The organism is Hyphomonas sp. NPDC076881, assembly GCF_050269995.1.
In the GTDB taxonomy this organism is placed as follows: Bacteria; Pseudomonadota; Alphaproteobacteria; order Caulobacterales; family Hyphomonadaceae; genus Hyphomonas.
On sequence record NZ_JBNNJJ010000016.1, the window covers coordinates 77,665 to 89,114 of the forward strand.

10 protein-coding genes are annotated in these 11,450 nt (G+C 62.4%); 7 read left to right on the top strand and 3 right to left on the bottom strand.

Annotation, left to right across the window (positions count from 1 at the left end):
- Positions 1–6: 6 nt before the first annotated feature.
- The 6 genes from ACQKI2_RS16070 to ACQKI2_RS16095 all read left to right on the top strand — a co-directional run bounded on the left by ACQKI2_RS16070 (position 7) and on the right by ACQKI2_RS16095 (position 4,966).
- The gene (locus ACQKI2_RS16070) at positions 7–1,404 is read left to right on the top strand and encodes a MotA/TolQ/ExbB proton channel family protein (protein WP_427380640.1); all 1,398 of its coding nucleotides are present in this window, start codon (positions 7–9) and stop codon (positions 1,402–1,404) included.
- A gap of 35 nt (positions 1,405–1,439) precedes the next feature.
- On the top strand, positions 1,440–1,949 hold the full coding sequence (locus ACQKI2_RS16075) for a MotA/TolQ/ExbB proton channel family protein (protein ID WP_427380641.1): 510 nt from the start codon (positions 1,440–1,442) through the stop codon (positions 1,947–1,949).
- Positions 1,949–2,362: an ExbD/TolR family protein gene (locus ACQKI2_RS16080; protein WP_290915940.1), complete on the top strand. Its 414-nt coding sequence runs from the start codon at positions 1,949–1,951 to the stop codon at positions 2,360–2,362. Before ACQKI2_RS16075 ends, ACQKI2_RS16080 begins: the two co-directional genes overlap by 1 nt.
- Positions 2,363–2,371: 9 nt before the next feature.
- The gene (locus ACQKI2_RS16085; RefSeq protein ID WP_427380642.1) at positions 2,372–2,791 is read left to right on the top strand and encodes an ExbD/TolR family protein; all 420 of its coding nucleotides are present in this window, start codon (positions 2,372–2,374) and stop codon (positions 2,789–2,791) included.
- A gap of 12 nt (positions 2,792–2,803) precedes the next feature.
- Positions 2,804–3,427 (top strand): TonB family protein, encoded by a 624-nt coding sequence (locus ACQKI2_RS16090; protein ID WP_427380643.1) that lies wholly within the window; start codon positions 2,804–2,806, stop codon positions 3,425–3,427.
- Positions 3,428–3,562: 135 nt separating this feature from the next.
- Entirely contained in the window at positions 3,563–4,966 is a 1,404-nt protein-coding gene (locus ACQKI2_RS16095; RefSeq protein ID WP_427380644.1) for a tetratricopeptide repeat protein, read from the top strand.
- Positions 4,967–5,302: 336 nt separating this feature from the next.
- On the opposite strand, the gene ACQKI2_RS16100 is transcribed toward ACQKI2_RS16095, so the two are convergent.
- From ACQKI2_RS16100 to ACQKI2_RS16110, 3 genes are all read right to left on the bottom strand, one after another.
- Positions 5,303–5,833 (bottom strand): bactofilin family protein, encoded by a 531-nt coding sequence (locus ACQKI2_RS16100; protein ID WP_427380645.1) that lies wholly within the window; start codon positions 5,831–5,833, stop codon positions 5,303–5,305.
- The gene (locus ACQKI2_RS16105) at positions 5,817–7,034 is read right to left on the bottom strand and encodes a peptidoglycan DD-metalloendopeptidase family protein (protein ID WP_427380646.1); all 1,218 of its coding nucleotides are present in this window, start codon (positions 7,032–7,034) and stop codon (positions 5,817–5,819) included. Before ACQKI2_RS16105 ends, ACQKI2_RS16100 begins: the two co-directional genes overlap by 17 nt.
- A 203-nt stretch (positions 7,035–7,237) precedes the next feature.
- On the bottom strand, positions 7,238–7,711 hold the full coding sequence (locus tag ACQKI2_RS16110) for a peroxiredoxin (protein WP_427380647.1): 474 nt from the start codon (positions 7,709–7,711) through the stop codon (positions 7,238–7,240).
- Between the two features lie 94 nt (positions 7,712–7,805).
- Between ACQKI2_RS16110 and ACQKI2_RS16115 the strand changes: the two genes are divergently transcribed.
- On the top strand, positions 7,806–11,198 hold the full coding sequence (locus ACQKI2_RS16115; protein ID WP_427380648.1) for an AsmA-like C-terminal domain-containing protein: 3,393 nt from the start codon (positions 7,806–7,808) through the stop codon (positions 11,196–11,198).
- The last annotated feature ends 252 nt before the right edge of the window (positions 11,199–11,450 follow it).

The following is an 11,450-nucleotide window of genomic DNA, read 5'->3' on the forward strand; positions in this document are numbered from 1 at the left end:
CAAAACATGTTCAAGTTCAAATCCTCTCTGAAGGCTCTGGGTGTTTCTGTCCTCGTTGCGGCAACCGCTGCCACGATGGCGCCCCCGGCCGTCGCTCAGACCCTGTCCGAAGTGCTCGCTGCGGTTCGCCGCGACTCCGAGCAGATGTCCACCGCTGACCAGGCTCGCCTGCGCGAGTTCCAGCAGGACACCGCCAGCCAGTCCGCCCGTATGGCCGAAGCCCGCAACGCGCTCGCCGCTGCTGAAGGCCGCGCCGCCGCTCTCAGCCGCGAGTTCGACGCCAACGAAGGCCAGCTCGGCGCTCTGGAAGCAGAAGTTTCGGCTCAGGCCGGCGACTTCCAGGAACTGCTTGGCCAGTTCCGTTCGGCAGCCGGCGCCACGATGCCGGAAATCGCCAACTCGGTCGCCAACTTCGACTATAAAGACCGTGTGGAAGCCATCGCCGAGATCGCTGAAGCCCGCGTCCTGCCGACCCGCGCCCAGCTGGAGCGTCTGCCCAAGGCGATGCTGCAGGAAATGATCGCCCAGTCCGAAGTCAAAACCTTCACCGCGACGGTCAACGGCATCGGTCCGGACGGCTCGAACGGCGAAGCTGAACTGATCCGCGTCGGTGTGTTCACCGCCGCCACCACTGCTGGCCGCGACTTCGTCGAAGTCCGTGGTGGCCAGGGCTCCGATACCTTCCTGCAGGTCTTCGCGAAACAGCCGGGCGGCGCTTATTCCTCCGCCATCGCGTCGCTGATCCGCGCCGGTGAAGGTGAAGTCGTCCGCGCTCCGGTCGATCCGTCGAAAGGCAACCTCTTCGGTATCCTCGGCGACCTGCCGAGCTTCGGTGACCGTCTGAAACAGGGCGGCGAAGTTGGTGCCGTGATCGCCATTCTGGCTATCGCCGGTATCCTGCTCGGCCTGTTCAAGATCTTCACCCTCTTCACCATGGGCGGCGCAATGCGCGGCACGGCGAAAACCCGCCAGGCCGGCACCGGCAACCCGCTGGCCCGCGTATTCGAAGTCTACGAGAACAACCGCAATGCCGATGTTGAAACCCTCGAGCTGAAGCTGGACGAGCAGATCCTGCGCGAAAGCCCCCGCATCGAGCGCTTCAACGACATCATCAAAGTGCTTGCAGCCGTCTCGCCGCTGCTCGGTCTTCTGGGTACGGTCGTCGGTATGATCATCACCTTCACCGCCATCACCATCTACGGTGCCGGCGATCCGAAGCTGATGGCTGGCGGTATTTCGGTCGCTCTCATGACCACGGTGTTTGGTCTCGTCGCGGCTATCCCGCTGCTTCTGATCCACGCTGTTGTCTCGGCTATGGCCCGCGGCAACCAGCAGCTCCTCGACGAGCAGGCCGCCGGCCTCGTCGCCGAGAAGATGGAATCCGTCCACGGGGGCCGGGCATAAGCCCGCCCCTCAGAGCGCTCGAGGAGTAACCCGATATGGGTTTCCAAGACCTACAAGCCTTCCTTGATCGTGGCGGTCCCGTTCTGATCGTCATCATGGCTGCCACATTCGTGATGTGGGCCCTGATCCTGGAAAGGCTGTTTTACTTCCGCTTTGCTCACAAGCAGGTGGCAGCTGAAGCGATCGCCGAGTGGCGTGCGCGGGCGGACCGCAAGTCCGTCCCCGCCCACTGGATCCGCGACAAGCTCGTCTCCGAAGTGCGCGCCAAGGCGGAGGCGAATGTCCAGCTGACGAAAGCAATGGTGGCGCTTGCGCCATTGCTGGGCCTGCTGGGCACAGTGACGGGCATGGTGGCCGTGTTTGATATCATGGCCATCACTTCCGGTGCAGATGCGAAGGCCATGTCGGCCGGTGTGTCGCGCGCCACGATCCCGACCATGGCAGGCATGGTGGCCTCCCTGTCCGGCATCCTGTTCACATCGGGCATGGACCGGCGGGTGAACCGTGCTGTCCAGATGGTCGAAGATGAGATGGAGATCGGCTGATGCGTGGACGTTCCGCAAGACCTCCCGAGGAGGCCAATGTTGACCTGACGCCCATGCTGGACGTCGTCTTCATCCTCCTCATCTTCTTCATCGTGACGTCGACCTTTGCACGCGAAGAGGCGATTGGCCTTGAGCCGCCGCCGCCGCCGTCTCCTGACCAGGAGCAGCAGCAGACCCAACAGGCGATCCTGATCTTCATTGATGAGTCCAATCTCATCTCAGTGAACGGTCGCCCGACGGATATCGGCTCGGTGCGTGCAAATATCGAACGCGTGGTCGCAGAAAATCCGCAAAGTGCGCTTATCATTCAGGCTCACCCCAAAACCCGTAGCGGTATTGTGGTGAAGATCCGTGACGAAGCGTACAATGCGGGCTTCCGCGAGCGCGTGAACATCGTCATTTCGCAGACCTAGGAGACCCCAATGGCCAGAAAAAAACGCTTGGCAACGGGTGGGGGCAGCGCCGAGGATGACGTGAACCTGACGCCCATGCTGGACGTCGTGTTCATCCTGCTCATCTTCTTCATCGTGACGGCCCAGTTCATCAAGGAACCGGGTGTGCCGATTGTCCGGCCGGATGTGGATAACAAGGCAGCGGCCAAGCCGCTCGCCATCCTCATCGCGATCGACAAGAACAGCGAAATCTACATCGACAAACAACGCATCAACCCGAATGAGCTCGGCTTCGTGCTCAAGGAAATGCGCCTCGACAATCCGCGGGGCGAGGTGGTGATCCAGACCGATGTGGACGCTGAGGCGCAGGTAATGGTTGACGTAATGGAAGCCATCAACAAGATTGATGGCGCCACCGTCATCAATATCTCCGCGAAAACGTCGGGTTAGGGAGGATCGGGCATGTTGAATAATCCTTTCATGCGTCTGCTGGTCGGGGTGGTTCTCGCGATCCCGATCGTGCTGGTGATCTTCCTTCTGATGAACTCGCTGATTTCGGTCGATGAGATCGAACTCTCCGAAGGTGAAACCCGGACCCTGGCGGCGATCACGCCGCAGAAACAGGATACCGAGGTGCGTACCCGTTCGCGGACGCCGCCGAAGAAGATCGATGCTGCGCAGAAGCCGCCGCCGCCGCCGAAACAGTCTGCCACGAAGTCGAGCATCAACCTGCCGACTCCGAAGATCGATGGCGGTGTGCCGCAGAACCTCGATCTTGGCCGGATGAACTCGCTGGCGATCGACCCGGTTGCCGTGTCCGACCGTGACGCGCAGCCGATCCGCCCGCCGACGCCTTCGTTCCCGCAGCGTGCGGCTGAACGTGGCCTGTCGGGCAACTGCGATGTGCGCTTTGACGTGGATACCCGCGGCAAGCCGTACAACATCGTGGCTACCTGCACCGACAGCGTCTTCAAATCGGAAGCCGAACGCGCCGTTTCGCGCGTGGAGTTTGCGCCGAAGATCGTTCGCGGCCAGGCGGTTGAACGCCGGAACGTTGTCTACCCGCTGGAATTCAAGATCCAGTAGGGCCCCCCTCGGGTGATGGCTGCTGCTTCAGTGGCAGCCATCAGCCCCTTCGACGGAATTGCCGGTAGGGCTCAGGGGCCGGGCCGGCGATCCATCAGGTCCAGTATGCCGCTTTGGCGGTGAGGAGAAAAAACGATGCAACTCAAGGCAATCCTTAAAGGGGCGATCGTAGCGGGGGCGATGGCAGTCATGGGTGCAGGATCTGCGCTTGCGCAGGCCTGTACGGAGACCACCTTCAGCGCCAAGACGGGCCAGACCTATCTTGATGCTGAAACCGCAGCGATGGCGAACAAAGACTGGGCGACGGCAATCGCGAAGCTGAACCAGCTGCGCGCCGGCGAGCTCAACTGTTATGAAGAAGGCGCGGTTATCCGCCTTTCTGCCTACATCAAGATCGAGCAGGGCGACCGCGCAGGCGCCGTCCGCGATCTTCTGGATGCGATCAACAAGGGCTATATCCCCGCTGATCAGCGCGCCCAGACCTACTACAACATTGCCCAGATCTATCTGCAGGATGAAAATCAGGTCCAGGCGCTCGAATATATGGGGCGCTGGATGCAGGCTGGCGGCAAGCCGGACCGGACGCAGAAATGGCAGCTGGCCGTGCTCAACCAGCGCGCCGACAAGAATGCCGAGGCCATCAGATGGGCCGAGGAAGTCCGCCGTGACGATGGCGCCAAGTTCGACCAGCAGCTCTATGACCTGCTCGTCTATCTTTACAACGACACCGGCAACAAGGCGAAGCTGGCCGAGGTGCTCGAAGCCCTCGTCGAGCGGAACCCGAAAGAGCGCAAATACTGGGATGCAATTGCCGGCAACTACTTTGCGGGCAACGAAGAGCGCAAGGCGTTCGAAGTCCAGAAAGCCATGTATCTCGGCGGTCTCTTGACCACTGAAGATGAAATCATGCGCATTGTGAACTTCTACAACCGCTTCAACGCGCCCTATCACGCTGCCCGCGTGCTCGAGAAGGAAATGAATGCTGGCCGGATCAAGAAGACGGTTGAGCGCATGTCCCTCCTGGCCGACTTCTATCAGGTGGCCCGTGAGCATGAGAAAGCCATCCCGGTGATCCGTCAGGCCGCTGAAATGGGCGGTGGCGGCGCGATGTATGAGCGTCTCGGCGCTTCTTACAGCGAGCTGCAGAAATGGCCGGAAACAGAGGAAGCTCTCCAGAAGGCGCTCCAGATGGGCGGCGTGAAAGACCGGGGCAATGCCTGGGTCCGGATCGGCCAGTCGCGCTATGAGCGCAGGGACCGGGCCGGTGCCCGCGAAGCCTTCCGTCAGGCCAACAATGCGGGTGGCCGCGGCTGGCTCGCCTTCATGGACTCCGAGGAATACACGCGCGACGCGCTTGTCTGCTTCGAGGTTCAGGCCGCCATGCTCAACGTCCAGAACGAAGAGAAGATCTGCAAGAAGCTCCAGGCTCTTGGCGACAACATGCCGGAAGGCTGTAAAACCGTCGAAGAGCGCCTGAAGGCGTCGCAGGCGAAGTTCAACGAAACGCCTGAGTGCAAGCGCGCCGCCCAGCCGGTCTGATCCGGCAGGCGGGCCTTGGCCCTCTGAGCAAGTCCAATCGAAAGCCCCGGCCTTCTGGTCCGGGGCTTTCTGCATCTGGCGTTTCCGCATTGTCCCGGCCTGCCCGGAAGGGTTCGAAACTGTCCGGATTTGTCCAGAAATGTCCCCCGCCTGTCCCGGCCCGTCCCGCCCAGGGCGCGTCAAGTCCCGCCATTTCCCCGGAAAATCCAACAAAATCAGGCGTTCTGGCTCCGCCCCGCCGCTCCGGCTGTTTTTTCGGTCAAACAAAAACGCCGGCAGGAAAATCTGCCGGCGTTCTGAAAATCTCTGACTGTCTCGAAACAGCGTCCGCGCAGATCAGCTCGGCGGCGAAGAGCTGGAGATGCTGTAAGGGCCAGGCGCGGAGGAGGAGAGCGCAGGTTTGCTCTCATTGGCCGGCGCCGCTGCCACCGGGCCGGTTTCCCGCAGCGGATCATCCGCATGCTTCACCTGGCCTTCAAACACGGCATTCGACTGGATCTGCAGTGAGGAGTGGACAATGTCCCCCTTCACATGTGCGCCGGTTTCCAGTTCAACCTTCCGCGCGCGGATCGAACCCTTGATCCGGCCCTTGACCTTGACGACCTCGGCTTTCACTTCGCCGGTGATCTGGCCACTGGCGCCGATGGTGATGTCGGTCGCGCTAACATCGCCGTCCACGATCCCGTCAATCTGAAGCGCACCTTCCGAGATCACCGAGCCGTTGATCTTCATGTCGGCGCAGATGATCGAGGCCGCGCGGGCGGCAGGTTTGGAAGCGGCGCCACGAATGGCATCCTGGGCTGGCACCGGCTTCTGCATCGGTTCGGGCGGTGGAGCCGCCTGCGTTTTGTTATTCTTTGTGAACATGTTTGCCTGCTTTCAGGAACTTCATAGGGTCATAAGGCTTGTCATTGTACCACACTTCGTAATGAAGGTGATCCCCGGTGCTGCGCCCCGTAGAACCCATGCGCCCCACCAGGTCCCCAACCTTTATAACATCGCCCTTCTTCACCGTATATGAGCGAAGGTGGCCATAACGCGATTTGAAGCCGTGGCCGTGATCGATTTCGACCAGCAGGCCATAACCGCCGCGCGGACCCGCATGCACCACAGTGCCAGGGCCGGAGGCGACGATCGGCGCATCGCGATAGGCCGCGAAGTCCGTGCCCCAGTGCGCGGCCGGCCGCTTGGTGAAGGGGTCGACGCGAATGCCGTAAGGGCTTGTATAGCGGAACGGAACGGCCACCGGGATGCCCAGCGGCAGGTCGTTCACGATCCGCTCGTAATGCTTCATCTCGGCGATGCGGGCGCGGGCCTGTGACAGGCGCACCATGAATGGCTGATCGCCGCCAATGGCCGGTTCGGCGGCCGAAGAAGTCAGCGCACCGATGGAAACCAGAGGTCCGCCAATGCCCGATTGCGGCGCGGCAATCCGGTCGCCGGTGGCCACCTGGGTCAGGTTCAGCACGCCGCGGGCCCGTTCGGCGCGCTCGGCGGCGAGGTCTTCCATCTGATTGAACAGCATGTTCATGTCAGACTCGATGGCTTTCGGCGTGCCGCGTGCGGCCGGAACACCGATGGAGGCCAGGGTGAGATAAGCATCGCGCGATTGGCGGCGATCGGCTTCCTCAATGGTGGCTTCGATCAGCAGGGGCGCGCCATCGCCTTCGAGCGCCGACATCTTCATGCCGTCCTCATCGCGCATCTCGTTCAGCAATTCTTCCAGCGCGCGTTGTTTCTGCTCGAGTTCGGCGGTTTCCTTGCTGCGTTCTTCAAGCAGGGTGCGCTGCAGCGATTCGCGGGCGCGCAGATCCTGGACCCAGCGCTCATACTTGGCGAGTTCCTTGCCTTCGCCCGTCTGCGGAGTACCCGGCCCGCCGCCGAGCACAAAATTGGCCGTGGCAAACATGGTCCAGCTGGCGAGGGCGGTAATCCCGGCAGCCATCATGGCCTGCTGCCAGGGAGAGATAGAAATATAGCGGACGGTGCCTCCGCTGCGATGATAGATCTGGCGTTCCGGAAAAGCGCGGTCGAACGTCGCTTTAAGGTTTGCACTCCACTTCGCCATGCAAGCTACCTGTCAGCTGGAAACTTTTTATGATGACCGCAGAAAAAATCTTCCGCAGCGCTCCCATACCCCGCGCTTATACATACCCAATTCGCCTCTTCGCGAAACCCCTTGGGAGCATATTTTTGGGCAATCTTAGCATGATTGGGTAAATCTGCTGTTAACCTGGGCATCTGTTGCAGGAACTACAGTGCCAGCGCCGCCTAATCTGTCAGGGAGTTAATGTTTTCCAGAACCTCTTCGGCATGGCCCTTGACGCGCACTTTAGGCCAGACACGGATGATCTTGCCGTCCGGCCCGATCAGGAAAGTGCGCCGCGCCATGCCCATATACGTCCTTCCGTACATGGATTTTTCCTCCCATGTCCCATAGGCCTCGGAGACCTTCCCGTCCGCGTCGCTGCCCAGTTGAATCGTGAGCGCATGCTTGGCTGCGAACTTTTCATGACGGCTGAGCGGATCGCGGGAGACCCCCAGCACCACCGCGCCGGCCTTCTCGAAGGCCTTCGCGTGCGTGGAAAAGTCGATCGCCTCCTGCGTGCATCCGGGCGTGTCGTCCTTGGGATAGAAATACAGCACCAGATACTTGCCTGCATAATCGGCCAGGCGCCGCTTGCCGGCGGTCGTTTCCATCGAGAAAGCGGGGGCTTTGCGCCCTTCCTGCGGTCCTGTGGTCATGCAATGCTCCTATGGTGCCTGAAGTTCACGAAGTTTATAGTCTTATGATGCCTCTGGACCTGCGGCAGAAAAGACTTTCCTGAGGAGCCCGCTATTGGTCCGCCAGACCGCTTCCATTGTGGTTTTCGAGATTCTCGGCGGATTGATTCTGCTGGCCTTCGTGCTGGCGGCGGTGCTGATGCTGCGCCTGGCCAGCGGGCCGATTGATCTGGCTGTTTTCCGGGACGATGTGGAGGAGGCGCTGGCCGATGCGCGGGGTGGCCGCGGTGTGTCCCTCGGCGCGCTGCAGCTGGAATGGTCGCCCCGGGACAGGCGGGTGCAGATCATGGCGCAGGATGTGCGCCTGCTGGATGGCGCCGGGCGCCCCGCCGCCGAGGCGGAAAATGCGGTGATCCAGCTTTCCGGCTCGGCCCTGGTTTTTGGCGGCATCGAAGTGCTGGCCATGGATCTCAGCGATGGCTGGATCGCGATTGACCAGATGTCGGCGCGCCAATGGGCGCTGGCAGGTGATCCGCTGCCGGAGTTTCGGGAAACCCAGCTTCCCGATACGCCGCAAGGCTGGATCGATTATGTCGGCGGGGTTCTTCCCGAATGGCTGCGGGCCTGGCGCGAGGCGCGCGCGAGCATGCGCCTTGAGGCCGCCGGCTTCGAGAATATCGAACTGCGCGTGCGCGATCCGGCAGGGGCGCTGATCGGCACGGTCGAGGAGGCCAGCGGGCGCCTGGCGCTGGGCGCTTCGGGAATGGTTCTCAATTTCAGGGGCAAAGGTCTCGGCGAAGGCCTGCCTGCGGCGATCACCCTGTCGATTGCCAACCCCGATGACACGCGCAGCCTGCGCGCTGAACTTGCCCTGACGGGCTGGCCCCTCGGGGATTTCGGCGCCCGCCTCGGGCTTGACCGGGAGCTTACCGAAGGTCTGCCCTCGGACATAAGCCTCGCCGCCAATCTCTCCGAAGAGACCGGCATTGATGAAATCACCCTGGTCGCCAAAAGCGGCGAGGGCCAGTTCTCCTTTGACGATCAGGTCTGGCCGGTGCGGGATCTGGATCTCTCGCTGCTCTATGATCGCTCCGAAGACCGGCTCAATCTCAAGGTCGCCTCGCGCGGCGCCGGCCCGTTCAAGGGCACGGCAGATATCGCGCTTGAAAAGGCCCTCACCGGAGAGGGCTTCCGCCCCTTCATGCTGCAAAGCCCGGCCCTGACGCTAGACCTTACGCCCGTCTTCACCGCGCCGATTGATCTGGCCAGCGTGCGCGCGTCGGGGGAGGCGGATATTGATGCCATCGCCCTGCGCGCGGCGAAGGTGGAGTTTGTTTCCGGCGGCGCCAGATTTGAGGCTGCCGGCAGTCTCGCCCGCACGCCGGATCGCCAGCCTGGAGAGCCTGCGGCGCTGGGTGAGGTCACGCTGTCTGTGCCCGGGCCGATGGAGGTGCCGGCCGTCCTGAGTTTCTGGCCCGCAACGCTGGGCGAGGGGGCGCGCAGCTTTACGGCAGAGCGCATAGAGACGGGCACCGTCTTCGATGCAGCCGGCCGCATCACGCTGGCCCGCGACAGCCTGCCGGACGGTTATCTGAAGGACGATCATCTGGAGGTGACCTTCCGCGTGGAAGACGCCAGGGTGCGCTTCCTGGATGATCTGCCTGCGGTGGAAAATGCCTACGGCCAGGGGCGCCTGACCGGCAACAGCTTCCGCGTGCAGCTCAGCCAGGGCCGCTTCGCCGGCTGGACCCTTGCCGAGGGCCTGGTCGATTTTCCGGCCTTCACGCCGCGCGGCGAGGATTTCCGCGTCTTCGCCAAGGGGCGGGGCCCCGCCCGGAACATGATGAAGGCGCTCGTGGACTCGCGCCTGGAAATAGATTTCGATCCGGCGCGCATGTCGGGCGATGGGGATCTCACCTTCGAGATGTTCCGTCCCGCCCTCAACGATGTGCCGTATGAGGATGTTCGGTTCACCGCCATCGGCACCGTGCGCAATGCTGGCCTGAAAAATGCGGCGCTGGGTTTTGATCTCGCCAGCGGCACGATGGATGTGAAGGTCGATCAGGCGGGCGCCGGGCTTACCGGCGCGGCCCGTCTCGGCCCGTCGCCCGTCACTTTTCGCTGGTATGAAGGCTTCACCGATGAGGGCGCCCCGGCAGACCTCACCGCCACCGGCACGGTCTCGGCAGATTTCCTCAACCGGTTCGGCATTCTCGGCCGGGCCTACATGACCGGCGAAGCCCCCATCGATGTCACCGCAAAGCTGGACGGGGAAACGCTCGTCACCTCGAATATCAGCGTCGACCTTTCGTCCGCGCGGCTGGATATGTCCGAGATCGGATGGGTCAAACCGGCAGGCACCGCCGCCCGCGCTGATGTCAGCATTTCCCAGAAGGGAGAGCTTTCCGCCTCGCGGGTAACCTTCATCAGCCCCACCGCGCGCCTCGATGGGGATTTCACCCTGGGCGCCGATTCAAAGCTGATTTCGGCAGACCTGCGGGAAGCCTTCTTCCGCAATGTCGCTGAAGTGTCCGGCGCGGTGCAGCGCGATCCGGGCGACCGGCTGACCGTCACCCTGCGCGGCAAATATCTGGATGCCTCCGGCATCATTCCGGGGCTGGGCGGCATGGCGGGCGCGGCGGGCGCAGAGCCGGCCGAAGGCACACCGCTCACCATTACGGCAGAAGTTGACCGCCTCACCCTGCGCGAGGGGCTTGATCTGCGCCAGGCGAAACTTCGCGCCGTTACCGGCACGCGCGGTCTGCAATCGCTGGAGGCGAGCGGCCTGGCCCTCGGCGGCGCCCCGCTCAGCGCCAAACTCTCCGCAGGCGGATCAGCGCCGATCCGGCTGGACGTTTCCTCCGGTGACGCCGGCTTCATCGCCAGCGCTTTCCTGGGCGCGGATTTCATCACCGGCGGGGAGATGGCCCTCTCCGGCACGCTGGAAACAGCCGCGGCGCCTGCAGACCTGCTGCTGCAGATTTCCAATGCGCGGATGAGCAATGCGCCTTTCCTGACCCAGATTCTCTCTCTCGCCTCCCTGCGCGGCCTTGCCGACACGCTGAGCGGGGAGGGCGTGATGTTCTCCCGCATCGACATTCCGATGAAAGTGCAAGGTGGGCGCTATGTCGTCACCGGCGCCAAGGCGCAAGGGCCCGCCCTCGGCCTCACCGCAAACGGTTATATCGACATGACCAGCCAGGCCATCGAGATCGACGGCGTTCTGGTGCCCAGCTTTGGCGTTAACTCCGCTCTCGGAGGAATTCCCATCATCGGCGATCTCGTCGTCGGCCGCGATGGCGAGGGGATCTTCTCGTTAACCTATTCCGTGCGCGGCACGCTTGAAAAGGCCAACGTCTCGGTAAACCCGCTCTCCGCGCTCGCCCCCGGCGTCATCCGCCGTGTCTTCGAAAACCCGTCCGACACGAAAATACCAGAGGCCCAAGCCCGCCCGGACACCGAGCCGCTCCCCGCAGAACTTCCTCCGTTGAAGGAAGAAGAGTTCTGAGCGGGTTTGTCCTGTTAAGGATTGCTTCTCCGAAAGAGACGATTCCGTGACCGGGGTGCACACCCCATGCGCGAATTGATTTTGGTCATAAGCCGTTGTGCGATAAGAAAAAATCCTGTGCACTCAAGGCGCGCAAGGTTAATAATTGGATGACGGACCTGACCCAGCCCCCTGATCCGGGCCGTTTAATTGGAGACTCTGTTCGCCTTTCTTTCTGGTTGGGGGTGGGTGGTCAAGGCCCGCTGAGCGGAG